This is a genomic window from Acidimicrobiales bacterium, from assembly GCA_033344915.1.
Lineage (GTDB): Bacteria > Actinomycetota > Acidimicrobiia > Acidimicrobiales > Aldehydirespiratoraceae > JAJRXC01.
In genome coordinates this window covers 1,686,229-1,710,596 of record JAWPML010000001.1, presented here as the reverse complement: position 1 = coordinate 1,710,596, position 24,368 = coordinate 1,686,229, and the positions used below count along the sequence as shown (strand labels likewise).

The window sequence follows — 24,368 nt, the reverse complement described above, 5'->3', positions numbered from 1 at the left end:
CGGCATGGCGCGACTGACCTACACCGAAGCCGAGCTGCTTGCCGACCACGACTACGCGGCGGAGCACGTGGTCCTCGGCGAACGGCTCCACGGCGGGTTCCTCGCCGACGGCTCGTATCAGCCGCCCCGGGCCCTCGTTCGCGAAGTGGCCCTCGACGCCTGGGAAGCCGCGTTGCGCGAGCGCGGCGGCGCGCCCTTCGGCGCGACGGCCGAGCTGCTCGACGGGTTGCGCCTGCCCACGGCCGAACAGCAACTCGTGTTGCTGCGCAACGGTCTGGGCCAGTCGTTCTGGAACTCGCTCACCATCATCGGCAAGATCGAGGCCCGCGGTCGGCTGCTGGCGGAGATGACCTTCCCGGATCTCCAATCCGTGATCGTCGACGACATCTCCGAGATGGCGATCGGTCATCTGAACACGGGGTTGCTGCTCGCCCACGGGCTCGACGAGGGCGGCCTTCCGGCCGAGGGGATCGGCGGTCACGACGCCATGTGGTTCGCGGCCCGTGACCTCGCCTTCGGGCCGGACGCGTTCCCCGACGTGGAGCCGCCGGAGAACATCGGTCGCGAGGACGCCGGCACCCGCCACGTGCCCGAGGTGCCGCCCGAGATCGAGGGCATGGTGTCGTTCCTCGCCAACCTGCTGATCATCGAATTTCGCGCCGAACTGGGCTTCGCCGACACCCAGCAGATCCTCCGGACGCCCGACGTCTTCACCGATCGCCGGGCGGACGCCGAGCTCGCGGCGGAGATCGTCGAGCGGATCCGCATCGACGAGGCGATCCACGTGCGTTCGCTGAACATCTATCTCGGCGAGATGCGCTCGGTGTCGTTCCGCACGCTCGACGGCGGCACGGTCAGCGGCGCCGAACTCATCGACCGGTTCTGGTCGGGGCTCGTGGAATGGGCCACGGTCCAGCAGCCGAAGCTCGCCGCCGTGGAACAGCGGAAGGTCCTGCACGACCGCATCGCCGAACACGCCGAGCCCGCACGGGTGCTCGCGGAGTTCGAAGCCGCAGCCTGAGCTGCGCCGGCCGTCAGTTCGCGCGGTTCCAGGCTGTGGAGAGTTCGGACGAGTGACCGCGTAGTTCCCCGACCGCGAGATCGATCGCGTCGCGAAAGGCCGGTGCCGGCTCGAAGCGCACGCCGAAGTGCACTTCGTCGTCCTCGGTGCGCTGGATGTGGCGGATCGTCGCGGTGCCGTCGAGTCCGCGGAAGCGGACCGCGATCTCGTCGCCGACCTGGTGCTTGTCGGCATCGTCGACGCGGACGAGCGCGCCCTCCAGCGAGAGGTCGCACACGACGCCGCGGTGATGCAGCTCTTCCTTCTTGAGGAATCCGACCCGTTCGACGTGGACGTGCCAGTCCAATTCCAGGTCGCCCGGCGGCTCGTGGCGGGGGAGCAGCCGGTCGATGTATCTCGCTCCAGTAGGCATGTTCTCACGGTACGGCGCCTCGGCATGGTTGGGGAAGTCGGATGAGTCGTTCGACCCATGAGAAAGGTCCGATCAGCCCTCTCCAGCCGGTTTGCTACGCTGCGCGGCGCTGGAAGAGAGGTATGGACGTGATCATCCACAAGAGTCCGCTCCCCGAGGTCGACATCCCCGAGGTCGCCGTCAGTTCGTTCGTACTGCAGAAGGCGGCCGAGACGCCCGACGCAGTGGCGATCACCGATGGCGCGTCGTCGAGCTACACCTACGCCGAGCTCAGCGACGCCGTGCATCGCATGGCGGGCGGCCTTCAGGCCCGCGGCTTCGGCCCGGGCTCCACGCTCGGGATCATGGCGCCCAACGTGCCGGAGTACGCGATCGTGTTCCACGCGGTCGCGGTCGCCGGGGGCACCATCACCACGATCAACCCCACCTACGGTGCCGGCGAGGTTCGCTTCCAGCTCCAGGACGCGGGAGCGACCCTGCTCCTGACGGTGCCGATGTTCCTACCGGTCGCGGCGGAGGCGATGGAGGGCACCGACGTCACGGAGCTGTTCGTCATGGGCGAGGCCGACGGCGCGACGCCGATGGCGTCGCTGTTCGGCGATCCGATCGAGCAGGTGGCCGTCGATGTGCACGATCACGTCGTCGTCCTGCCGTACTCCTCCGGCACGACCGGGCTGCCGAAGGGGGTCATGCTCACCCACACCAACCTCGTGGCCAACATCTGCCAGATGGAACACGTCCTCACCTACGAGGGCGACGAGGCGGCGCTGGCCGCGCTGCCGTTCTTCCACATCTACGGCATGCAGGTGCTGATGAACGGGCTGATCGCCAACGGGGTGAAGGTCGTCACGATGCCCCGCTTCGATCTCGACGCCGCGCTGGCGCTCGTGCAGAGCGAGAAGATCACGCGCTTCTTCGCGGTCCCGCCGATGGTGCTCGGTCTCGCCAAGTCGCCCCAGGTCGATTCCTACGACCTGTCGTCGCTGAAGCAGGTGTTCTCCGGCGCCGCGCCGCTCGGTGCCGAGCTCGCGAACGAGGCGGGCGCCCGCATCGGCGTGGAGGTCGTGCAGGGCTACGGCATGACCGAGTTGAGCCCCGTCTCGCATTCCACCGTCGAGGGTCACGGCCGCCCCGGCACGAGCGGTGTCGCGATCTCGAATGTCGAATGCCGCGTCGTCGATCCCGAGACCGGCGAGGATCAGCCGGTCGGGGAGCGCGGCGAGCTCTGGGTCCGCGGTCCGATGGTGATGAAGGGGTATCTCAACAACGAGCAGGCGACCGCCGACACCATCGACGCCGACGGCTGGCTCCACACCGGTGACGTCGCCGTCATCGACGAGGCCGGCCACTATTCGATCGTCGATCGCATCAAGGAACTCATCAAGTACAACGGCTTCCAGGTGCCGCCCGCAGAGCTCGAAGCGCTGCTGATCACCCATCCCGCGATCGTCGACGTGGCCGTCATCGGCGTGCCCGACGAAGCCGCCGGGGAACTGCCGAAGGCGTTCATCCAGGTCGCTCCCGGTGCCTCCGTGACCCTCGAAGAAGTGCAGGAGTTCGTGGGCGAACACCTGGTCAGCTACAAGCAGATCCGTCTGCTCGAGGAGATCGACGCCATTCCCAAGTCGGCGTCCGGCAAGATCCTGCGCCGCGAGCTGCGCGACCGGGAGTAGCGATCGGCGCCATCGCCGGCCGTCGCGTCCTGACGCCGGACGGCTTCCTCGTCGACCACGAGGTCGTCGTCGAGCGCGGCGTGATCACCGACGTTCGGCCCTGCGCCGACCCCGAGTTCGAGATCGTGGCCCCCGGGTTCGTCGACCTCCAGGTCAACGGGCACGACGACGTCGACGTGGCCACGGCGGACGCGGCGGGCTGGCGCCGGCTCGGAGAACTCCTCACCGCCCAGGGCGTGACCTCCTGGTGCCCGACGTTGGTCTCCGCACCCCTGGATGTGCTCGATCGGCGGCTCGCCCGCGTCGCGGACCACGCCGCGTCCGGCGCCGACGTCGTCGGCGTGCATCTCGAAGGGCCGTTTCTGGGAACGCAGCACGGTGCCCACACGAATGTCGCCGCCGGTCCGGTCGACCTCGGGTGGCTGGCCGGCCTGCCGGAGACCGTGGCGATCGTCACCCTCGGGCCCGAGTGCGAGGGTGCCGGCGCGGCGATCGCGCTGCTCGGCAGCCGGGGCGTCGTGGCCGCGCTCGGCCACACCGCGGCCACCGCCGAGCAGGTGGAGGCCGCGGTCGACGCCGGGGCGACGCTCTTCACCCACGTCTTCAACGCCAGCGGCGCCCTTCATCAACGTGAACCCGGCGCCATCGGGGCCGCCCTCACCGACGACCGGCTGGCCGTCTCGCTCATCGCCGACGGTCACCATCTCGACGCCCGGATCGTCGACCTCGTCTTCCGCGCGAAGCCGGCCGGGAAGGTGGTCCTCGTCTCCGACGCGGTCGGGTGGCGCAGCGGTCGCCTCGGCGAAGCCGACATCGCTCTCGTGGACGGCGCGCCGCGGCTGCCCGACGGCACGCTGGCGGGCAGCGCGCTCACGATGGACGGGGCGGTCCGGTTCTGCGTGCACGAGGCGGGGATCGACCTCGAACATGCGCTCCGGGCGGCGTCCGCCAACCCCGCGGCCGTCGTCGGCCTCGACGACCGGGGGTCGATCACCCCCGGCCGTCGCGCCGATCTCGTTGCGTTGTCCCCGGGCCTGACCGTCGATCGGACCTGGGTCGGGGGTCAGCCGGCGGGCAGCGGCTCGTAGGTGCCCGGAAACTGCTCATCGGCGGGGCGCTGCTCGTAGATGTCCACCGAGCCCTCCATCACGAAGGCCTTCGGTGGCCCCTCGAGGATCTCGCCGGGCTGGAACCGCAGGCCACCGTCGACCCACCGCCACATGCCGACGCCCTCGTCCTCGATCTCGTTGACGCCCTCCTGGTCGAGGTCCCACCAGATCTCGCTGATGTCGTCGACGCCCCGATAGTCGGGCTCGAGGTCGGCCGGCCAGATGTTCTCGGTTCCCCAGGACAACGACGGCGACGTCACCGCCCGCGCCGTGGGGACCCCCGCGAACACCGCGTGGTTGAAGTTCTCCACGGTGAGCTCGGGACCGGTGGACTGGAGGAACGAGTAGAACGTCTGCGGGTTGGGCGAGAGGACACCGATCGTGTCGTCGGCCGGCGGCCGCTCGCCGTGGAACCACTCGTAGATCGAGAAGATCCCTCCGGCGCTCTGGGCGACCCGGGCCGACAGGTTCGAGATGCCGAACGCGTTCTGCCACTGGGTCTGGTCGTACGAGCGGGCGAACGCGGTGGTGTCCACGAGCACCGAACCCGTCACGATCCACTCCGGGAAGTAGTTCTGCGCCGTCGCCTCGAAGGTGAGATCGCGCGGACCGATCGGGTCCGTGCTCACGATCACCGAGGTGACGCCGGCCTCCTTGAGCTTGGTGATGATGGTGGTCACCGATTCCTGCAGCGACGCTGGGTCGAGCACATAGCTCTGCGACTCGGTGATCTCCACGCCGAGATCGCGCAGGTTCGCCTCGAAGCGCTCGTTGGCGAGCTCGGAGCCCTCGCCCGTGGTGGTCCACACCCGCCCGAAGACCCGCTCGGTGTCGTGCATCGACTCATCGCCCGCGTGGATCGCCGGGTCACCGGCGAGTCGCTTGGCGACATACTCCGCGACGAGCAGGTCGAGCTGCTCGCCGCCCTTGCCGACCACATAGGCCAGGCCCGGGCGCTCCTCGTAGTAGTCGAAGTTCACGCCGACGGTGCAGCCGAAGCACGGAATGCCGTTGGCATGGAGCTCCTGGGCGAACGCGTTCGTGAGGTTCGGTCCACCCCACACCATGAAGGGCTTGACCTGTTCGACGATGAACTTGGCGTCCGCCACCGCGGCACCCACGTCCGCGACGTTGCCACTGGCCGGAACGACGACCAGCTCCACGGAGCGACCGTACGTCTCGTAGTACGTCTCGAAGTACTCCATCAGGCCCCGGACGGTGGCCTCCTCCTGGGCGTTCGTGTCGTCGTTGATGATCGCGGACGTGATGTAGTTGAGGATCGGGTCCTGCTCCTGGGCCTGGTACCACGCGATGACGATCGTGTCCTCGGTGACGCCCTGGGCGGTGGCCCCGCCGTTGTCACCGTCGAACACGGCGACGCACTCGACCGCGAACACGTCGGGGACGGCGATGCTGCCCCGCTCGAGGTCGCAACGGTCGCCCCATTCGTAGTCGTCCTCCACGCCCTGCTCGCGGGCCCAGCTGAGCGGGACCACGCCGTCGTTGAGTTCGCGACCGTTCACGTCGAGCCGGGGTCCGGCGGGATCGGCCGGATCCGCCGGGTCGCCGGGGTCGCTCGGGTCGTCGGGGTCGGCCGGATCGTTCGGATCGCTGATCTCGGCGTCGCCGTTGTCGTCCGCGGTGGGGTCGTCGTCCCCGCCGCTCGACGCCACGACGACGATCACGACGATCACGACGATCGCGATCAGTGCGAGCGGTCCGTAGCGTTTCAGTTGACGGCCGAGGTCGCCCCCGCCCCCTTCTGCCGATGCTGGTTGCATGTTGTCCCCCTTGGTTCGGTCACGGGGCGAGCGCCCCGATCATCGACTCAGTTGTCCGGTTTCAGTCCCGAACGGCTGATCGCGGCCTCGTCCGTGCCAAGGTAGGCGGCGATCACCCGCGGGTCGTTGAGTACGTCGTCGGGCACGCCCGTCGCGATCACAGCCCCCTGGTCCAGCGCGATCACCCGGTCGGCGATCGATGCGAGCAGGTTCATGTCGTGTTCGATGACGAGCAGCGAGGCGCCCATCTCGGATCGCAGGCGCTCGAGGACTGGCGCCAGGGCCTCGACCTCGCGCTGGGCGATCCCGCTCGACGGTTCGTCGAGGAGGATGACCGTGGGCCGATGGGCGATCACACACGCGATGTCGACGATCCGTCTCGTGCCCGTCGACAACTCCCGGATGCGCTTGTGGCGGTAGCGCTCGAGACTCATCAGCTCGATGAGTTCGTCGACCCGCTTCGCGACCGATGCCTCGCTGTCGAAGGCCATCGGGAGATGAAGTGCGGCGGTGACGGGACCGCCCCACCGGATCCACCGCTCGAGCGAGACGGCGATCGTCTCCTCGACGGTGAGCGCGGGGAAGAGCCGTGCGTCCTGGAACGACCGCCCGAGGCCGGCGCGGGCGCGCGCGCTCGGCGAGCGACGATGCAGGGCGACGCCGCGGAGGTCGATGGTGCCGGCGTCGGCCGGGGTCGATCCGCCGATCACGTCGAAGAGGGTGGTCTTGCCGGCGCCGTTCGGACCGATGAACCCGACGATCTCGTTGTCGTACACCTCGAAGGACACGTCCGAGACGGCCTGGATGCCACCGAAACTGCGGGTCACGCCTTCGACCCGCAGGGCGAGATCGCCGACGGGAGCGGCCGGCTTCGCGATCCGCGCGGTCGACGTGAAGTCGTTCTCGCCGAGGAACACGGAGCGCAGCAGGTCACGGCGCTCGAGCAACTCCTCGGTCCGCCCGTGGAACCGGATCCGGCCCCGTTCCATGAAGTAGGCGAAGTCGGCGAGCTCCAGCGCGACGTTGACCGACTGCTCGACGAGGATGATCGTCACCCCGGTCGCCGCGATCCGCCGGACCATCTCCAGGAGGCGCTCGACGACGATCGGTGCGAGCCCGAGGGACAGCTCGTCGATCATCAGGAGCTTGGGCCGCAGCAGGAACGTCATCCCGAGGGCGAGCATCTGCTGCTGGCCACCGGAGAGGTCGCCGGCCGGATCCTCGAGCCGGGACTCCAGCTCCGGGAAGGCGTCGAGGACTTCCTGATGGGCCGCCGCGAGCGCGGCCGGGTCGTTGCGTTGGAGCCAGCCGGCCGCTTCGAGGTTCTCGCGAACGGTCAGTCCGGGGAACACGCCGGCGCCACCCGGGATCTGGACGATCCCGAGCGCGGTGATCTCGTTCGGCGGGGGATGGGTGGTGTCCCTCCCGTCGAGCATGATGGCGCCCGAGTCGGCCTGTACGACGCCGGAGATGGTCTTGAGCAGGGTCGACTTCCCGGCGCCGTTCGTGCCGAGCAGGGCGACGACCTCTCCCGCGTCGACCTCGAAGTCGACGTCGTGGAGCACGCGCACCCCGTTGTAGCCCGCGTTGAGCCCCCGGATGTAGAGCATCTTGACCTCGCCGCGGCGACGAGCCGACAAGACCTGCGACCGGGTGAGCGCGGCGTGGCGCACGTCCTCGATGTCGCGCCCGATGACGTTGCCGCCACTGGAGATGACGAGACCGCCGATGAGGAAGATGGGCGTCATCATCGCCATGCCGGCGCGGATGCCCCAGGCGTCCGCCACCTCGCCGATGAGCCACAGATTGACGAGACCCGGAATGACGAACAGGTTGCCGATCGAGAAGCCCATGGCGCGCGCCCGCGGCGGGATCGCGAGCGACAGCGAGGCGATGATGCCCGGCCCGACGATGGCGAGACAGAGGCCGATTCCCATGTCGGCGATCACGGCGACGGCCAGGTTCGGGACGAGGGCGAACACGAGCGAGAGTCCCGCGGTGATGAACGAGGCGAGGGCGAGGAAGCGCAGGATCAGGCCCGGGTCCCGCTTGATGAGCCGGGCGCCGACGATGCCGCCGATGACGAGGCCGAGGATCCGCGCCGGTTGACCCGCCGCGGCGATGACCCCGCGCGCCCGCTCGTCCAGCCCGTAGACCTCCTCGTAGAGGAAGGTCGTGAGGAGGCCGAACCCGAGGATCGAGGCCGACAGGAACGGCGTCGCGAACCAGATACGGCGTAGCGCTTCGATCTTCCAGCACATGCGCCACGCCTCGGCGAAGGTCGGCGGCTCCTCCGCCGTGTTGATCGCCTCCTCGTCGCCGCCGGCCGCCGCTCGTTCGAGGGCGCCGCGGATCGGTTCCCGGAGGCGCAGCCCGATCAGGACGACGATCAGGGTCGGGAAGGCGTAGAGCAGGAACGGGGCCCGCCAGCCGAACGAGTAGGCGAGCATGCCGGCGATCAGTGGCCCGATGCCGAGACCGACGGCGTTCGCCGCGCCGTGGAAGCTGTAGACCTTCGGCCGATCGTTCGGCTCGTACCAGTCGGCGATGAGCGAGCCGTGGGTCGGATCGTTGACGGCCTTGCCGACCCCGGATCCGATCCGCACGACGATAAACATCACGAGACCCACAGCGAGGCCGGTGGAGAAGCTGAAGACGGCCCACATCGTCGCGCCGATGAGGGCGAGGCGGACCCGGTTCGTCCGGTCCGCGAACCCGGCGACCAGCGGCTGGGCGATCAGCACGAAGAAGAGAACGATCGCGATGATGAGGAAGTACGAGCCGGTGGAGATTCCGAACTCGTCGCGGATCTCCGGCGCCAGGATCGCCGCCGCCGAGCGGTCGAGTTCGTCCACCGCGTTGAGTCCGAACAGCACGCCGATCGGCAGGATCGGCCCGGTGCCGACGATGCGCCGCATGAAGTGGGGCTTCTCGCCGACGGTTTCGTCAACCGCGGTCATGGTGCGACCTCCTCGGCCGGCTCGAGCAGATCCTCGGCCAGGTCGGCGTCACTCAGCCCCCGCCGGGCCCCGTACCAGCGCAGGAACATGTCGCGCATCGTCTGCCAGAGGCCGTGCAGCCCGGCCGGAGCAAGCCACAGGATGATGAGGATCCCAGCCGCACTCGTCCACAGCACCCAGTCCTCGCGGAACCAGAAGAACGTGCCGTTGAAGTAGAGGGCGCCGAGCGCGGCGCCGGCGGCGGTGCCGAGGCCGCCGAGTACGGCGCCGATGAAGATGCCGAGGTTGAAGCCCGGGTTGTCCGGCTCGAAGAACTGGTTGTGGTGCACCGAGACGCCACCGGCGACGGCGGCGATGAAGCCGGAGATGGCGAACGCCGTCAGTCGGGCGCGTACCGCGCTGATGCCGTAGGCCTCGGTGCCGTCCTCGTTGTCGCGCAGGGCGACGAGGATGCGCCCGGTCCGGGAACGGCGGATCGCCTCGACGCCGATGATCACGACGGCGGTGACGATGAGGGCGACGAAGTAGGACGCCCGGGTGCTGTTCCAGTCCACGATGCCGAGGACCGGGTTGCGGGGGATGCGGTCGGTCGGACGCAGGACCCAGTCGAAGAACTGCGGGTTCAGGAAGTAGCCCGAGATCGCGATGGAGAACACGAGCGTCGCCACCGCGAGATAGGCGCCCCGCAACCGGATCGCCGGCACACCGACGATCAGCGACGATGCGGCGCCGGCGATGCCCCCGGCGAGGAGGGCGAGCGTGTAGTCGACGTTGTAGTCGATCGAGAGTTTCCCGGCGACGACGCCGCCGACGGCGAAGAAGCCCAGTTGCCCGAGCGAGAGCTGGCCGGCCCAGCCGGTGAGCACTCCGAGCGAGAGAAAGAGCATCGTGAAGATGAAGATGATCGCGATGCGGTGCACGTCCTGGATCTTGATGACGTTTCCGTAGGGGACCCACCACAGCAGGAAGTACGCCGCACCGAGGACGGCGACGACCCGGGTGACCCGAACGAGCGGGAGTCGACGGAACGCGGCGTGGACCGGGCGTGATTCGCCGACGTTCTGCCACGACGCGCCGTCCCGGTCCGAACGCAGGCCGCGGTCCCGCCGCAGCAGGAGTGACAGCACGACGATGATGCCGATCACCGCGCCGATGACCTGCTGGGCCTCCTGGCCGTCGGTGTTCCAGGCCACACCCTGTTGGAGGATGCCGATCGCCATCGACGACGCCATGATCGTCGGCAGGTGCACGAAGCGGCCGATCGTGAGCGCGGCGAGCCCCCGGAGCAGGAAGATCAGGCCGAGGTCACCGGCGACCGGCGTGCCGAACACGCCGATCCGCAGGAACAGGGCAAGGAACGCGAGGACGCCGAAGATCGTCCACACGACCGACTGGAGGCCCTTCACGGGAATGCCGAGCAGCATGGCGCGGCGGGGGAGCTCGGACGCGGCGCGGATCGCGACGCCGAGGCGGGTGAACCGCAGCAGGACCCCCACCGCGATGATCGCGATCGGGGCGATGATGACGACCATCAGGTCGTTGCCGTTGAAGCGCACGGCGCCGACGTCCAGCACCCAGTCGACCGGTGGTTCGAGACGCTGGTTCTCCAGCCGCGTGTCCCACCATGCCGGGATGAAGATGGCGATCACGCCGAAGAGGTTCGCGACGCCGATCGTTGCGACCGTGAGGACCAACCGGGGCGCATCGAAGAACCGTCGGATGATGACGAACTCCGTGAAGAGTCCGAGGCAGGCCGCCAGGAGGATGCCCACCGTGAAGCCCTGCCACCACGCCCAGCCGGTCTCGACGATGAGCAGCATGGCGACCACGCCGGGGAGGAAGCCGAACTCCGCGGTGGCGAAGTTGATCACGCGGTTCGCCCGGTAGATGAGCCACATACCGAGCGCGACGAGCGACGTGATCAGGCCGAGGATGAGGCCGTCGAGGATCACCCCGACGGGAGCCGGGAACAGGATCAACTGCACGAGCAGGATCACCACCGGCCACGCGAGCCAGTTCAGCCGGTCCGTCCAGGCCGGCGGCGTGACGTTCATCCGGTCGGTCATGCGTTCTCGACTCGCTCGCCGCCCGAGACCACGAGGTACTGGCGATCGGCGTCGTTCTGCGGTGTGCGTCCGGTCGGCGGCCCGGGGGCCTCGCCCTGGAGCACCTCGGCGCCGTCCGGGGCGTACTGGAGGATGTAGGTCTTGCGGATGTCGCCGGTGGTGTTCGGTCCCGTCATGTGGGGCGTGAGCGACGAGAACACCACGGCGCCGCCGGCCCGGACCGGCGCGGCGACCGCGTCCGGGTGCTCGGCGAAGCATCGGTACCCGAGGGGGTCGACGTACTCGTGGGCCAGGGTGCCACCGAGGTGGACTCCGGGGACGACCCACGGACAGCCGGCTTCCACGGGCGCGTCGGTGAGCGACAACCACACGGTCAGGTACTGCTGGGGCTCGACGTAGGTGTAGCCGTTGTCCTGGTGCCAGGGGAACGCCCGCGGTTTCTCGGGCTTCTTGTAGACGACCTGGTCCCAGTAGAGCCGCACGTCGGGGCCGACGAGGTCGTGGCAGAGGTCGGCGATGGCCGGATGCCGGCTGACGGCCCGAGCGGCGGCGGACTGGTTCACGGCGTGGGGGGCGAACGTGATCGCGCCGGCCTCGGCGATGAACATCCGCTCGTCGGGGAGACCCTTCAGCAGGGCATCGACGTCCGCCTCGATCTCGTCCAGCTCGGCGCGCACCGCGGCGACCGTGGCCGCATCGATGAGGTCCTCCACCACCAGCCAGCCCTGGTCGTGGAACTGGTCGAGTTCGGCCTCGCAGAGTCGCCGAGGCGACACGGAGGGTCGCCGCCACGAAAACGCGGTGTTCCAGGGGTGGGCGTGCACGGCGGACACTTTTGCACGCTCGCCGGGCGTAGGTCAGATCCGTGGGCCCATGGGCCGAATAGCCATGGGTCGAATAGCCAATGCCGTTCCCCACGCCGACGGACTATCCTCACCTAGCGTGACGACCGAGACCGACTTCCGCGCCACCGTGCTCGACCGATTGATCGCGGAACGCGGTCATCTCGTGGTCGACGGGGCCACCGGCACCGAGCTGTTCGCCCGCGGTCTGCCCGCCGGCGATGCCCCCGAGCGCATGAACATCGACATGGCCGATGCCGTGCAGGACATGCACCGGGCCTACGTGGACGCCGGTTCCGACATCATCCTGACCAACAGCTTCGGTGGCACCCGCCACCGGCTCGCCCTCCACAAGCTGGACGACCGGGTCGTCGAGATCAACGCCGCCGCGGCCCGCAACGCCCGAGCCGTGGCCGACGCGTCCGACCGCGGCGTGCTCGTCGCCGGCTCGATGGGCCCCACCGGTGAGCTGATCGTGCCGCTCGGTGACCTCGAGCCCGCGGTCGCGGCCGACTCGTTCGCCGAGCAGGCGCAGGGCCTCACCGAGGGTGGTGCCGACCTCCTGTGGATCGAGACGATGAGCTCGCTCGAAGAGATCGAAGCCGCGATCGAGGGCGCACGGCGGGCCAGCGACCTGCCCATCACCGTCACGCTGAGCTTCGACACCGCCGGACGCACGATGATGGGCGTCACGGGCGCCCAGGCCGCCGAACGGCTCACGGCGCTCGGCGTCGCCGCGATCGGCGCCAACTGCGGCAACAACCTCCCGGAGACCGAGGCGGCGCTCGCAGAGATCCGGGCCAACACGCACCTGCCGGTCATCTCGAAGGCGAACGCCGGCATCCCCGAATGGCACGGCGCGGAGCTCTCCTACAGCGGGTCGCCCGACATCATGGGTGCCCACGCGCATCGCATGCGGGCGGCCGGCGTGCAGATCGTCGGCGGCTGCTGTGGCAACTCGCCGGCCCATGTCGCCGCGATCCGAGGAGTGCTCGACGGCACCCTGCCGGTGCCCGACGTCGAGGTTCACGAGGCGCCCGACCGGGGGGCCACCGACGGTGCGCCGCGCCGCGGCCGCCGCCGCCGTAGCTGACCGGACGACTCAGCGCGTGCTGTCGTGCACGTGGTGGATGGGATCGTGGATGAAGTAGGTGGCGAACGTCGTGACGGTGAACGCCGCCCCGTCGCTTCGATAGCCGGTGCGATCCCACTCGTCGTCGGCCACGCCATCGAATCGGGCGGCGAGGGCGTCGGCCGCAGCGCGTAGCTCGACCGCCACCGTGGCGGGGTCGGCCTCGTGGTAGCGCTCGGCGATCGCGGTCTCGTCCTGATCCCAGTTCGGGTAGTGGGGCCCGTCCTCGTTCAGCATCAGCTCCAGCCGTTCGAGGTAGAGCACGTGCACGTCGCGCACATGGCACGCGTACTCCAGCGGCGACCAGATGGTCGGGGCGGGGCGGCGGCGCACCTCGTCGGGCGGTCCGGCGAGAATGCGTTCCCATTCGGTGGTGTTGCGCCGGAGCAGGTCGGCCACGCCGGTGGCGTCGACGTCGGCCGGGTCGAACCCGCATTCGGGGCAGGGCCGCTCGAGGACCCACGTCCAGTCCTTGTCATCCGGAGGTGGGGAATCCGGGGGCGGGGCATCGGGCATGGTCACCATGGTGACAGGTGTGAGATCGGGCTCGCCGTCCATTTCGTCCTACGGTGCCCGCATGGACGACGCCGTGACGCTCGCCGCCAAGCTCGGCGGCATCACCAACCTGACCCACGGGTTCATCTATTTCGCGCCCGAGGCCGCGGAGGAGTACGCCGCGGTCGGCCTGCCCGCCGAGCACCAGTACTTCGCGAGTCGGGGCGCCTGCTTCGGCCCGGTGCCGGCCGGCGTCATCGTGGCGACGTTCTTCAACTTCAACCCCGCGCTCGTCCACGCGGTCATCCCGGACGCGTGGACGCTTGCTGATCCCGCGGCCATCCAGACGGCACGGATGCGGGCCGCCGGCCGGGTTCTCGCCGCCAGCTGTGGAGCTGTGAGCGACGAAGACATCGCGGCGGCGTCGGCGATCGCCAAGGCGATGATGGACGGTCTCGGCGACGAAGGCCGCGCCCTCGCGGCGGCCAACCGGGCGGTGCCCGAACCCGACGATGCCTGGGAGTTGCTCTGGCAACGGATCACCGTGCTGCGCGAGTGGCGCGGCGATGCCCACGTCGCCGCCCTCGTCGCCGCACCGGTGGACGCGGTCGAGGCGCTGATCCTGCACGCCGCGACCGATCAGGTGCCGAAGTCGGCGTTGGTCGCCACCCGTCAGTGGCCGGAGGACGCGTGGCAGGCCGGCGTGGACCGGCTCGTGAGCCGAGGCCTGCTGCAACCCGACGAGCAGTTCACCGATGCCGGGCGGGCCTTTCGCGAGGACATCGAGCGGCGAACCAACGAGGCCTGCGTGGCGATGGTCGACGCGGTCGGCGCCGACGACACGCGTCGCCTGATCGACCTCCTCAAGCCCGTGCGCGATGGCCTGCTCGAAGGCGGTGCCTTCGCGGCGATGGGGCGCGGTCGATGAGCGACGAGAAGCCGACACCGAGTGACGCATCGGCGCGTCGTGGGCGCGATGTTCGCCGGAGCCGGGGTGATGCACTTCGCCCGGCCGGACTTCTTCGAGGCCATCGTGCCCCGCTGGTTCCCGAACGCCCGGTTCGCCAACCAGGCGTCCGGTGCCGCCGAGATCGTGTGCGGTCTCGGCATGTTCTCGCGGCGGACGCGCCGGCCGGCGGCGATCGGGCTGCTGGCCATCCTCGCCGGTGTGTTCCCCGCGAACGTCGACATGTACCTGCACGACGTCGACGTCCGACCCGGAGAGGACGGTCGGATGGTGCGGGTCGAACAGGCCGACGGCGTCCGCACCCGGAACCTCGTCCGCCTCCCGTTCCAACTCCTCTTCGCTGCTCTCGTGTGGCGCCATGTTCGCCGCGTAGGGTCGGCGTCATGACCCCCCGGCTCTCGCTCACGCTGATCACCTTCGCCGCCGAGGACCCCGGCAGCTGGGAGCATCTCGTCGAACGCGTGCAGGCCGCGGATCTCGCCGGACTCGACCGGGTGGCGCTGTCGGACCATGTCGCGTTCGGCGAGAACCTGGAGGCCTACGGTGACCCGAAAGCGGGCGGTACGGCCGGCGGGCGTCAGCCGACCGGACCCGACGGGCACTGGCTCGACCCGCTCGCGACCATTGCCCACCTCACCGCGGTCACGACCAATCTCCGGTTCGCGACGAACATCCTGATCGCGGCGCTCCGGCGGCCGGCCGTTCTCGCCAAGACCCTTTCCACGATCGACGTGCTGAGCGGCGGCCGGATCGACCTCGGTGTCGGCGTCGGTTGGCAGCGTGAGGAGTACGAGGCGTGTGGCCTCGACTACGACGACCGGGGCGCCCAGCTCGACCACACCCTCGAGGTGCTCCAGACCCTCTGGCGCGACGAACGGGCGACCTACGAGAGCGACCGATTGTCCTTCGACGGGATCCACCAGATGCCGAAGCCGGTGCAGCCCGGCGGCATCCCGATCTGGGTGAGCGGCACAGTCAACAAGCGGTCGATGCGCCGCCTCGCCCGGTTCGGCTCGGGTTGGATCCCGTGGGGTCCGGACGCGGCTGATCTCGCCGACGCCATTCCCAGGATGCGAGCCGCGGTCGAGGCCCACGATCGGGATCCAGCCGACATCGAGGTCGTCGCGAACCTCCCCATGGCGATGGACGCCGACGGCGCCGTCGACCTCGAGGCCACCATGGCGACGGTGCCGCCACTCGTCGAGGCCGGGGCGTCCGACTTCCGGGCGATGCTGCGCCTCGCGAACGACGCGCCCGACGCACAGGAGCGCATCGCCGAGATGGTCGGCGTCTTCCGAGACGCCGTCGGTCGCGATCAGTAGCGGCCCAGCTCACCAGGTATCAGCTCACCAGGTATCGATGTGGGGCCGCCGCCGGTGGGGCCGGCCGGTCGGCGCGGCGCGCAGGAGGTTGACGATGCGCCGCCGCGTCTCGGCCGGGTCGATGACGTCGTCGAACTCGTGGTGGGCGGCCGCGTTCAGGGCCTTCGACCGTTCGTACATGGTGGCAACCCGGGCCTCGTAGGCCTCGGCCCGCTCGTCGGGGTCCTCGATCGCCTCCAACTCCCGCCGGGCCCCGAGCGTCACCGCGCCCTCGATGCCCATGCCGCTGACCTCGCCGGTGGGCCACGAGATCGTCAGCAGCGGGGCGTGGAAGCTGCCGCCGGCCATCGCCTGGGCGCCGAGGCCGACGGCCTTGCGCAGGACCACGGTGGCGAAGGGCACGGTGAGGCTCGCGCCCACGACGAACATCCGGCCGAAGCGACGGACCTGGGCGTCCTTCTCCGCCTCGGGACCGACCATGAACCCGGGGGTGTCGCAGAGGAACAGGATGGGGATGCCGTGGCCGTCGCACAGCTGCATGAACCGGGCGGCCTTGTCCGAGCCGGGGGCGTCGATGGCGCCGCCGAGGTGGAGCGGATTGTTCGCGATGATGCCGACGGGGCGCCCCTCGAGGCGGACGAGGCTCGTGATCATGCCCTCGGCATAGGTGGGCCGAAGTTCCTGGACCGAGCCCGTGTCGGCCAGCAGGGAGATCGCGTCGCGCACGTTGTAGGCCCGCTTGCGATTCTCCGGCACGACATCGCGCAGGGCGGTCTGGTCGGCGGCATCCCATTCGTCGACCGGGCCCTGGAAGTACGCCAGGTAGCGCTTCACGGCCGCCACCGCGGCGGCGTCGTCCTCGACGAGGATGTCGATGACGCCGTTGGCGGTCTGGACGTCGACCGGGCCGATGTCCTCCGGGGCGAAGACGCCGAGCCCGCCGCCCTCGATCATCGCGGGTCCCGCCATGCCGAGGTTCGCATCGGGCGTGGCGATGATGACGTCGCAGACGCCGGCGAGGGCGGCGTTGCCCGCGAAGCAACGCCCCGAGACCACGGCGACGGTCGGGACCAGGCCGCTGAGGCGGCTGATCGCCGCGAACGATGGCACGTTCAGCCCGGCGAGCGAGGAGCCGTCGGTGTCGCCGGGACGCCCGCCGCCCCCTTCGGCGAACAGGACGAGGGGGAGTTCGAGCCGTTCGCACACGTCGAACAGGCGGTCCTTCTTCTGATGGCCCCGTAGACCCTGCGTGCCGGCCAGCACCGTGTAGTCGTAGGACATGACGGCGCAGCGACTGTGGTCGTCGTCGAAGCGGTCACCGTTGATCCGGCCGATGCCGCCGACGATGCCGTCGCCGGGCGTGTTGGCGATGAGGTCCTCACGCGAGCGACGCAGGGTCTGTGCGGCGTACATGAACGAGCCGTACTCCTCGAAACTCCCGTCGTCGACCAGGTCGGCGAGGTTCTCGCGCGCGGTACGGCGACCGCGTCCGTGCACCTTGGCGACCGCATCGGGCCGGGCCCCGTCCTCGAGCAAGCGGCGGCGCTCCAGCACCTCGGCGAGGTCGGGTCGGATCCCGCCCCTCGCCCCGGCATCCTCCACCGGGGCCGCGGCGGTGATCGTCGCGGGTGTGACCTCGGCGATGACCGCTCCTTTTTCGAGCACGTCGCCGACCGCCGCGTCGAGGCTCGTGACCACGCCGTCCTCGGGCGCGGTGATCAGCTGTTCGATCTTCATCACCTCGACGATCGCGACGACGGTGCCCGCCGCGACTTCCTGCCCCGTGGCCACGGGAACGGCGACAACCGTGCAATTCGAAGGAACGACGAGCTTCGCGGGGGCCATCGGCGGAGTTTCGCGGAGCCGGCGCGGCGGCTCCAACCCGACGCGACAACGATTTGGTCTCGGACATGTTTAGGCTTGTCGGTGCGGGTACCACATTGGGACCCGCGTAATCGAAAGGAATGCCCAAATGCCGACGGGCACAGTGAAGTTCTTCAACAACGAGAAGGGGTACGGATTCATCTCCCGCGAAGACGGCGACGACGTCTTCGTCCACTTCTCCAACATCGACGGCTCCGGTTTCCGGACCCTCGAAGAAGGCCAGCGGGTCGAGTTCGAGATCGGTCCCGGCCGCAAGGGTGACGAAGCCCTCGGCGTGAAGGTCGTCTGAGCGAACGCTCCACAATTCACGTAATTCGGAACACGGCGCCCCCGCACGGGGCGCCGTTGTCCGTTTTGGCGTGTCGGCAGATCCTTCACTTCCGAGCACTTCACTTCTGAGGACTTCACTTCTGAGGACTGTGGACGACGGGAACACCCATCGCGATCCTTCAGGAGGCTCAGATGTCGGCGGACTCGCCGGGGGTCGATCCCTTTGCCCGAACGCAGCGCACCAGTGAGCGGGTCATCACGCTCTCGACGCGTGCTGCGTTGGCCGCCTCGCTGATCTATCTCGCCTGGCGCGCGGTCTTCACGACGGTGGGCGCCGATCATCCGGCCGGCGCGCTGCTCCTGGCCGCCGAGATCCTCGCGGTCGTCGTCTTCGCCGCCCGGGTTCGCTCGGCGCGAACCGAGCCGATCGCCGTCGTGGCCACGCCCGACGCCCCGCATCCCGACACCGCAGCGGTCGTCGACGCCACGGGGACCTCGATCGACGAACTCCGGACGACCCTCGTGTCGCTTCGCCGGGTGAGCGGTGTCGAGCGGGTGATCGTCGTCGACCGGGAAGGGTCGCGGTGGTTGCGCACGATCGCCGAACGCTTCGATGCCGTGGTCATGGAGCAGTCCGTCACGTTCGACGAGGCGGTCCAGGCGGCTGGGACGAGCTGGGTCCTCCTGCTGCGATCCGGCGATCTGCCGATGCCGGACCTCGTCTCGGTCAGCGCATCGCGTTGTTCGTCGCCCGATGTCGCCGTTGTGCAGGTCGGGGTGGAGGAGGCCGACCCGACGTCGTTCGAACACGACCCCGACGGCCACTGGTCGCTGGAGCCGTTCGACCAGCAGGTGGTGCGCCCGTCGCTGGCCCGTCGCGGCAGCATCCCCTGGTACGGCGACGGGCCCGCGCTCGTCCGTCGCTCCGCCGTCGGGCCCTCCCCTGAGCGGCCCGCTCGCGGCGACCACATGCTCGACGACAGCCGGCGGGTCGGTCTCGACATCGTCCGGGCCGGCATGACGGTGACCCACCTGCCGCTGACCCTCGCCCGCGTGCGGGGCCCCCACGGCCTCGGCGAGAGCCTCGTGCGCCGCCATCAGCGAGCGCGCCAGGCCATCCGGGCGTTGACACCGGGGAACCTGCGAGGGGTCGACCGCAAGACCCGCAATGCCCACCTGCTGGCCCTCGTCTCGCCCCTCGCCGCGATCCAGCGGGTGCTGCTCGTCGCCGCGGCCGTCTGTGTCCTGGGCTTCGCCCAGGTGCCGATGGATGCGGCCCTGTTCGACGTCGTGCTGCTCGCCGCTCCGAGCTACCTCCTGCGCTGGAACAGCCACCTGCTCATCGGCCGCGGTCGACTCGGGCCGTTCTCCATCCTGCGCAGCGAGCTCCGTTCGCTCGGGGTCGACCTGTTGCCGTTCGGGCGGGTTCGGGCCGAGGCGAACCGGAACGGACTCACCGCCATCGTGGTCGCGGTCGTCGCGCTCGATGTCGCGGTCGTGGTCGCGGCGCTCTCGATGTGGCGGGATTGGCCGAACCGGCTCCCGGGTTCGGTTGCCGCTCTCGCGTTCGTGTTGACGGCCGGCTTCCTGGGCGTTGCGATGGAGGTGCTCCTCGACGCCTTGGCCCGTCGCCAGCGGCGCGCCGGCCACCGGGTCCGCCTCGGGCTCGTGACCTGCCGGGTCGAGGAACACGACGGGCAGCTGGTCGACCTCTCGACCGGCGGCGCCGGTGTCGTGGTCGCCGCTCCGATCGAGGAGACCCTCGAGGTCGGTGAGGTGACCACCGTTTCCTTCCGGATCCCGGACGCCGATGGCGCCTGGAAGAACGTCTCCGCGCTCGTCCACGTCGCCCACCGGACACCGGATCCCGACGGTGGGACCCGGCTCGGACTCACGTTCGACGATCCCACGGATGCGCCGCTCGACCCCGTCGTCGAGTTCCTGACCATCGATCGCCGTCTCGTCGCCCTCGGGCGCCACGAGACGGCGAACCTCTGAGTGCTCGGATGGCCGTGAAGCGGGCCGCCGCCGCGCCCTACCACACGCCGATCCAGCGGCGCGCGGCCAGCGGCATCACCGCCGTGGCGCTCCTCGCCTCGGGCCTCGGGCTCGCCGCCGGACTCCAACTCGCCGGCGCGGCGAGCGGGACCGTGACGGGTGCCGTCTTCGTCGATGCCGACGAACCGGGGCTGAGCGGGGTCGAGGTCGTGGCGGTCGATGCGGCGGGAAACCGCACCGCGCCCGTGGCCACGGGGTCCGACGGCACGTACGCCATCGACCTGGGCGCCGCCGTCGGTGAGCCGCTCGGTGCCGGCCCCTACCGGGTGGAGTTCGCCGGATGGCCGGACGCCCTGCACGAAACGCCACTGGGACCGGGCAACGGGTCATCCGTCCAGTTCGTCGACGCGAACGCCACCGACGTGTCGCTGCGGCTCTCCGAGCCGGACCCCGGGGCTCCCGTCTTCATCGGCAACCGGGTCTGGCTCGATCGGAACGGCAACGGCGTCCAGGACGCGGACGAGCCCGGCATCAACGGTGTCACCGTCCAGCTGCTCGACGCGGACGGCGCCGTCGTCGAGACGACCGAAACCGCGGGCGAGGGCACCTCGGCCGGCGGATGGCAGTTCGCGATCGACGCCGAGACGGCGTACACGGTGCGCTTCGACACCGCGACGGCCACCGGCCTGCCGCACGACATCGCCCCCGCCGAACTGGAGGTGACCACCCCGACCGTGGGCGACGACCGCCTCGACAGCGACCTCGACCCCGCGGCGGACATCGCGGTGTCGTCACGCCGCGCCGGGGAGTCCGACCACTCGCTCGACGCCGGCTTCGTGGCCGTGCCGGACGCCCCCGTGCTCGAGGTCGAGAAGCTGGTCACCGGGACGGACGGCACCGCGGTCGCCTGGTACGACGCGACGTCACCGATCGAGTACACCGTGACCGTCACGAACGAAGGTCCGGGCGCCCTGACGGACGTGATCGTCGACGACCCGGCCACGCCGGCGTGCGCCGGGGGCCCCTTCGACCTCGCCGCCGGCGAGACCCAACGATGGTCGTGTCGGTCGGATCCGCCCCACGGGGTCGCCGGCCAGGACAATGTGGTCCGGGCGTCGGGTCGGTGGGAGCCCCCGTACGGACCGGCGTTCGGCCGGGCCGTGACGATCGAGGACAGCTACGACGCCGGCGTGCGCATCGTTTCTCCGGGTGTCGGTGTCGACGCGTCGGTGGTCGCGAGCCCGCGGCGCGGCGACGGGGTGGAGGTCACCTACACGTACGAGGTCGTCAACACGGGTGACGTCGACCTCGACCTCGGGGACCAGGCGCGGCTCGCCGACGACACGTGCGACACGATCGTCGACGCGGCGTTCCATCCGACGGCGGGCTCGCCGTACAACGTCGGCGACCTCGACGCCGACGGCATCCTCGACGTCGAAGCCGACGCCGTGGACTTCGACGACTCGCTCGCCCGAGAGGTGTGGCAGTTCCGGTGCGTCGCCGTGGTGGACCCGCTCGGCCCCCTGACGAACACCGTGACCGTGTTGGCCACGCCCGTGGAGCCGGATGGGTCCGGGATCGGGCTGTCCGACGTGTCCAAGCAGGACTCGACCACCGCGCGGATCTCGGAATCGGCCGAGCCGGCCCCGACGCCACCGACCGAACCCGCGTCGATCGGTGATCGCGTCTGGCACGACATCGACGGCGACGGCGTGCAGGACGCCGACGAGCCGGGCGTGGGCGAGGTCGAGGTCGACCTGCTCGACGCCGACGAAGTCGTCGTGACACGTGCGACGACCGACGACGCCGGCGCGTTCATCTTCGACGGGCTCGGGCCCGGGCGCTATCAGCTGGCGGTCCACGTGCCTGACGGGTGGGACGTGTCGCCGGCCGATCGTGGCGCGGACGACACCGTGGACTCCGATGTCTCCGGGGAGGGGCAGACGCCGCTCACGACGCTCGATCCCGGTGAGGACGACACCAGCTGGGCGGCCGGCCTCCTCCAGCCGGCATCGCTCGGCGGTCGGGTGTGGCTCGATGCCGACGCCGACGGCATTCGCACCGACGACGAATCGGACATCGACGGGGTCGTGGTCCGGCTCGTCGACGCCGACGGCGAAGTGATCGCCTCGGCGACGACGGATCAGGGCGGTGCGTACGTCTTCGACGGTCTCGCGCCCGGCCGGTACCGCGTCGAGCCCGTGACCCCGACCGGCATGCAGGTGTCGTCCGGCCGGACGGCGCCGTTGGTTCTCCGCTCCGGCGAGCGCGACCTGACCGCGGACGTCGGCTTCGTCATCCCCACCGTGGTTCTGTCGTCGCCGGAGGTGAACACGGCGACCCAGCTGGCCATCACCGGTCGCACGATGTACGGCCTCTTCGGTCTCGCCGCCCTGTTGATCGGACTCGGCGGGACCGCGCAGATCATGGGCGACCGGTTGGGCCGCCGGGAGCGTCTCGCTCCTTAGGGGTCAACCGAGGCGGAGGGTCTCGAGTGGCTCGAGCCGAGCGGCCTTCACCGACGGATACAGCCCGGCGATGATCGAGGTGATCAGCGCGGCGCCCATGCCGAGCAAGTAGACGGTCGGGAGCCCCATCGTGTGGCTCGGGAACTCGGTGCTGCCGATGACGAGGATCGGATCGAGGACGTGCGTCCAATCGAAGATCCGTGAGGCGAACACCACGATGAAGATGCCGAAGCCGACACCGGCGAGCCCGCCGAAGAAGCCGACGGCCACCGCTTCGAGCAGGAACTGCCAGGCGATCAGCCCGCGCCCGTGCCCGAGGGCGCGACGGATGCCGATCTCCGCCGAGCGCTGGATGACCGAGATCGACATGACGTTGGCGATGCCGACGCCGCCGACCACCAGGGCGAGGATCCCCATCGACGCGACGATCACCTGCAGGGTCGAGTCCGCCTTGGCCGAGGCCTCCAGCGCGTCGGACGGGATGGAGGTGTTGACCTCCTCCGAACCGCCGAGGTTGATCGCGATCGGCAGATTCTCTTCGACCTCCACCACGCGCGCGGGATCGGCCCGTACGTACAGGGTGTTGGTCTCGAGCCCGGTGTCGAAGTCGTTGTCGGCGGTGAGCGGTGGGATCAGCACCGACGTGTTGAACGAGTCGGCGAGGCGCACGTTGTCGTAGACGCCGATGATGGCGTACTCGAGCCCGTTCAGCAGGAGGGTGCGGTTCTCGCGGGACCGATAGTTGAACTCGTTGGCGATGTCGATGCCGATGACGGCCACGCGGGCGCCGACCTCGTAGTCGCGGGAGTTGAGCCAGCGCCCGCTGCGCAGCTCGATCTGCATCACGTCGAGGAAGTCCTCGTCGGCCGTCAACACCGGCGTCGGGAACGCCGTGTAGTAGGTCGCCGCCGCGTCGTAGGGCGCGGTGATGACCCCCTCGATCGCCAGCGTGCCGGTGACGCTCTGCACCCCGTCGAGGGCCTCGACCCGTTCGATGACGTCCTCGGGGAACGTGGGGTTCTGGGCGCCGAAGGATCCGGCGGCATCCGCCGTGATCAGGTTGGTGCCCAGCTCGGCCAGGTCGGCCTGGAGGTCGCCCTTGGCGGACTCGGTGAGCCCGACCGCGGCCACGATCGCGCTCACCCCGATGATCGGTCCGAGCATGATCAGCAGCGTGCGGCTGAAGCGCGCGGTGAGGCCGCTCATGGCCACGCCGATGAGGTCGAGCACGCTGCGCATCAGCCCATCGTCCCGCCGTAGCTCGTGGGTCGGCTGTCGGCGCGGAGCATCTCGTCCGCGACGATCTGTCCGTCCCGCATGGAGATGCGGCGCTGAGCCGTTGCCGCGACGGCGGGGTCGTGGGTGACGATCGCGATCGCCCGGAGCGGGGAGTGCAGCTCCTGGAAGATCTCCATCACGTTCGCGGCATTGGTCGAGTCGAGCGCGCCCGTCGGTTCGTCCGCCAGCAGGAGCTTCGGTTCGGTGACGATGGCCCGGGCGATCGCGACCCGCTGCTGCTCGCCGCCGGACAGCTGGACGGGCCGGTGATCGGACCGGGGGGCGAGCCCGACGATGTCGAGTGCCTCCATCGCCCGGCGACGCCGTTCGGTGGGGGAGAGGTTGCGGTAGAGCAGCGCCGTCTCGACATTGCGACGGGCGTCGAGATGGGGGATGAGGTGGAACTGCTGGAAGATGAAGCCGACGACGTCGCCGCGGAGGCGGGATCGCTCGTAGTCGCTCAGGTCACGCACCGAGGTGCCGGTCACCCACATCGTGCCGAGCGTGGGGAGGTCGAGCAGCCCGAGGAGGCCGAGCATGGTGGACTTGCCCGAACCCGATGGTCCGACGATCGAGACGAACTCCCCGGCTTCGATGGTCATGGACACGCGGTCGAGCGCGTGCACCTTCACCTCGTCGCCGTAGATCCGGGAGACCTCCTCGAGCTGGAGCAGCGAGCCGTCGGGCATG

Annotated in this window: 19 protein-coding genes; 10 read left to right on the top strand and 9 right to left on the bottom strand. The window is 69.8% G+C overall.

What is annotated here, in order from left to right:
* The first annotated feature begins 4 nt into the window (after positions 1–4).
* On the top strand, positions 5–1,021 hold the full coding sequence (locus tag R8F63_08245) for a hypothetical protein (GenBank protein ID MDW3218593.1): 1,017 nt from the start codon (positions 5–7) through the stop codon (positions 1,019–1,021).
* A gap of 13 nt (positions 1,022–1,034) precedes the next feature.
* On the opposite strand, the gene R8F63_08240 is transcribed toward R8F63_08245, so the two are convergent.
* The gene (locus R8F63_08240) at positions 1,035–1,433 is read right to left on the bottom strand and encodes a PilZ domain-containing protein (protein ID MDW3218592.1); all 399 of its coding nucleotides are present in this window, start codon (positions 1,431–1,433) and stop codon (positions 1,035–1,037) included.
* Between the two features lie 122 nt (positions 1,434–1,555).
* Between R8F63_08240 and R8F63_08235 the strand changes: the two genes are divergently transcribed.
* Both R8F63_08235 and R8F63_08230 read left to right on the top strand, forming a co-directional pair.
* Positions 1,556–3,106, top strand: a complete 1,551-nt coding sequence (locus tag R8F63_08235) for an AMP-binding protein (protein ID MDW3218591.1) — start codon at positions 1,556–1,558, stop codon at positions 3,104–3,106.
* Between the two features lie 80 nt (positions 3,107–3,186).
* On the top strand, positions 3,187–4,194 hold the full coding sequence (locus R8F63_08230; GenBank protein MDW3218590.1) for an amidohydrolase family protein: 1,008 nt from the start codon (positions 3,187–3,189) through the stop codon (positions 4,192–4,194).
* Here the strand turns inward: R8F63_08230 and R8F63_08225 are convergent.
* Genes R8F63_08225 through R8F63_08210 form a run of 4 tightly spaced genes read right to left on the bottom strand, consistent with a single transcriptional unit; the run spans position 4,170 to position 11,855 of the window.
* On the bottom strand, positions 4,170–5,996 hold the full coding sequence (locus R8F63_08225) for a hypothetical protein (GenBank protein MDW3218589.1): 1,827 nt from the start codon (positions 5,994–5,996) through the stop codon (positions 4,170–4,172). The genes R8F63_08230 and R8F63_08225 overlap by 25 nt on opposite strands.
* 47 nt (positions 5,997–6,043) lie before the next feature.
* Positions 6,044–8,956, bottom strand: a complete 2,913-nt coding sequence (locus tag R8F63_08220; GenBank protein ID MDW3218588.1) for an MFS transporter — start codon at positions 8,954–8,956, stop codon at positions 6,044–6,046.
* On the bottom strand, positions 8,953–11,022 hold the full coding sequence (locus tag R8F63_08215; protein MDW3218587.1) for an ABC transporter permease: 2,070 nt from the start codon (positions 11,020–11,022) through the stop codon (positions 8,953–8,955). The genes R8F63_08220 and R8F63_08215 overlap by 4 nt, the downstream gene beginning before the upstream one ends.
* Positions 11,019–11,855 carry a phytanoyl-CoA dioxygenase family protein gene (locus tag R8F63_08210; protein ID MDW3218586.1) on the bottom strand — a complete coding sequence of 279 codons (837 nt, stop codon included), beginning with the start codon at positions 11,853–11,855 and terminating at the stop codon, positions 11,019–11,021. Before R8F63_08210 ends, R8F63_08215 begins: the two co-directional genes overlap by 4 nt.
* Before the next feature lie 109 nt (positions 11,856–11,964).
* On the opposite strand from R8F63_08210, the gene bmt reads away from it, so the two are divergent.
* Positions 11,965–12,957 (top strand): betaine--homocysteine S-methyltransferase, encoded by a 993-nt coding sequence (gene bmt / locus R8F63_08205; GenBank protein MDW3218585.1) that lies wholly within the window; start codon positions 11,965–11,967, stop codon positions 12,955–12,957.
* A gap of 9 nt (positions 12,958–12,966) precedes the next feature.
* On the opposite strand, the gene R8F63_08200 is transcribed toward bmt, so the two are convergent.
* Positions 12,967–13,512: a DinB family protein gene (locus tag R8F63_08200; protein ID MDW3218584.1), complete on the bottom strand. Its 546-nt coding sequence runs from the start codon at positions 13,510–13,512 to the stop codon at positions 12,967–12,969.
* Positions 13,513–13,573: 61 nt separating this feature from the next.
* Here R8F63_08200 and R8F63_08195 point away from each other — a divergent pair, with 61 nt between their 5' ends.
* From R8F63_08195 to R8F63_08185, 3 genes are read left to right on the top strand one after another with little or no spacing between them, the layout of a single operon-like run.
* A complete protein-coding gene (locus R8F63_08195) occupies positions 13,574–14,419 on the top strand; it encodes a hypothetical protein (GenBank protein ID MDW3218583.1) in 846 nt (281 codons plus the stop codon).
* Positions 14,420–14,440: 21 nt separating this feature from the next.
* The gene (locus R8F63_08190; protein ID MDW3218582.1) at positions 14,441–14,845 is read left to right on the top strand and encodes a hypothetical protein; all 405 of its coding nucleotides are present in this window, start codon (positions 14,441–14,443) and stop codon (positions 14,843–14,845) included.
* Positions 14,842–15,780, top strand: coding sequence for a TIGR03619 family F420-dependent LLM class oxidoreductase (locus R8F63_08185; GenBank protein MDW3218581.1), 939 nt, complete (start codon positions 14,842–14,844; stop codon positions 15,778–15,780). The genes R8F63_08190 and R8F63_08185 overlap by 4 nt, the downstream gene beginning before the upstream one ends.
* A gap of 24 nt (positions 15,781–15,804) precedes the next feature.
* Here R8F63_08185 and R8F63_08180 read toward each other — a convergent pair whose 3' ends face one another.
* The gene (locus tag R8F63_08180; protein ID MDW3218580.1) at positions 15,805–17,625 is read right to left on the bottom strand and encodes a carboxyl transferase domain-containing protein; all 1,821 of its coding nucleotides are present in this window, start codon (positions 17,623–17,625) and stop codon (positions 15,805–15,807) included.
* Between the two features lie 127 nt (positions 17,626–17,752).
* On the opposite strand from R8F63_08180, the gene R8F63_08175 reads away from it, so the two are divergent.
* The 3 genes from R8F63_08175 to R8F63_08165 all read left to right on the top strand — a co-directional run bounded on the left by R8F63_08175 (position 17,753) and on the right by R8F63_08165 (position 22,400).
* Entirely contained in the window at positions 17,753–17,953 is a 201-nt protein-coding gene (locus R8F63_08175; protein MDW3218579.1) for a cold-shock protein, read from the top strand.
* A gap of 173 nt (positions 17,954–18,126) precedes the next feature.
* Positions 18,127–19,932 carry a PilZ domain-containing protein gene (locus R8F63_08170; protein MDW3218578.1) on the top strand — a complete coding sequence of 602 codons (1,806 nt, stop codon included), beginning with the start codon at positions 18,127–18,129 and terminating at the stop codon, positions 19,930–19,932.
* Positions 19,933–19,940: 8 nt separating this feature from the next.
* Positions 19,941–22,400: an SdrD B-like domain-containing protein gene (locus R8F63_08165; protein MDW3218577.1), complete on the top strand. Its 2,460-nt coding sequence runs from the start codon at positions 19,941–19,943 to the stop codon at positions 22,398–22,400.
* A 3-nt stretch (positions 22,401–22,403) separates the two neighbouring features.
* On the opposite strand, the gene R8F63_08160 is transcribed toward R8F63_08165, so the two are convergent.
* Both R8F63_08160 and R8F63_08155 read right to left on the bottom strand, forming a co-directional pair.
* Positions 22,404–23,639 (bottom strand): ABC transporter permease, encoded by a 1,236-nt coding sequence (locus tag R8F63_08160; GenBank protein ID MDW3218576.1) that lies wholly within the window; start codon positions 23,637–23,639, stop codon positions 22,404–22,406.
* Positions 23,639–24,367: an ABC transporter ATP-binding protein gene (locus R8F63_08155; protein ID MDW3218575.1), complete on the bottom strand. Its 729-nt coding sequence runs from the start codon at positions 24,365–24,367 to the stop codon at positions 23,639–23,641. The genes R8F63_08160 and R8F63_08155 overlap by 1 nt, the downstream gene beginning before the upstream one ends.
* Position 24,368: the final 1 nt, after the last annotated feature.

Coding starts and splice junctions, on each gene's coding strand:
- R8F63_08245 (MDW3218593.1), top strand. CDS start 5: ATGGCGCGACTGACCTACACCGAAGCCGAGCTGCTTGCCGACCACGAC.
- R8F63_08240 (MDW3218592.1), bottom strand. CDS start 1,433: ATGCCTACTGGAGCGAGATACATCGACCGGCTGCTCCCCCGCCACGAG.
- R8F63_08235 (MDW3218591.1), top strand. CDS start 1,556: ATGGACGTGATCATCCACAAGAGTCCGCTCCCCGAGGTCGACATCCCC.
- R8F63_08225 (MDW3218589.1), bottom strand. CDS start 5,996: ATGCAACCAGCATCGGCAGAAGGGGGCGGGGGCGACCTCGGCCGTCAA.
- R8F63_08220 (MDW3218588.1), bottom strand. CDS start 8,956: ATGACCGCGGTTGACGAAACCGTCGGCGAGAAGCCCCACTTCATGCGG.
- R8F63_08215 (MDW3218587.1), bottom strand. CDS start 11,022: ATGACCGACCGGATGAACGTCACGCCGCCGGCCTGGACGGACCGGCTG.
- R8F63_08200 (MDW3218584.1), bottom strand. CDS start 13,512: ATGCCCGATGCCCCGCCCCCGGATTCCCCACCTCCGGATGACAAGGAC.
- R8F63_08195 (MDW3218583.1), top strand. CDS start 13,574: ATGGACGACGCCGTGACGCTCGCCGCCAAGCTCGGCGGCATCACCAAC.
- R8F63_08185 (MDW3218581.1), top strand. CDS start 14,842: ATGACCCCCCGGCTCTCGCTCACGCTGATCACCTTCGCCGCCGAGGAC.
- R8F63_08180 (MDW3218580.1), bottom strand. CDS start 17,625: ATGGCCCCCGCGAAGCTCGTCGTTCCTTCGAATTGCACGGTTGTCGCC.
- R8F63_08175 (MDW3218579.1), top strand. CDS start 17,753: ATGCCGACGGGCACAGTGAAGTTCTTCAACAACGAGAAGGGGTACGGA.
- R8F63_08170 (MDW3218578.1), top strand. CDS start 18,127: ATGTCGGCGGACTCGCCGGGGGTCGATCCCTTTGCCCGAACGCAGCGC.
- R8F63_08165 (MDW3218577.1), top strand. CDS start 19,941: ATGGCCGTGAAGCGGGCCGCCGCCGCGCCCTACCACACGCCGATCCAG.
- R8F63_08160 (MDW3218576.1), bottom strand. CDS start 23,639: ATGCGCAGCGTGCTCGACCTCATCGGCGTGGCCATGAGCGGCCTCACC.
- R8F63_08155 (MDW3218575.1), bottom strand. CDS start 24,367: ATGCCCGACGGCTCGCTGCTCCAGCTCGAGGAGGTCTCCCGGATCTAC.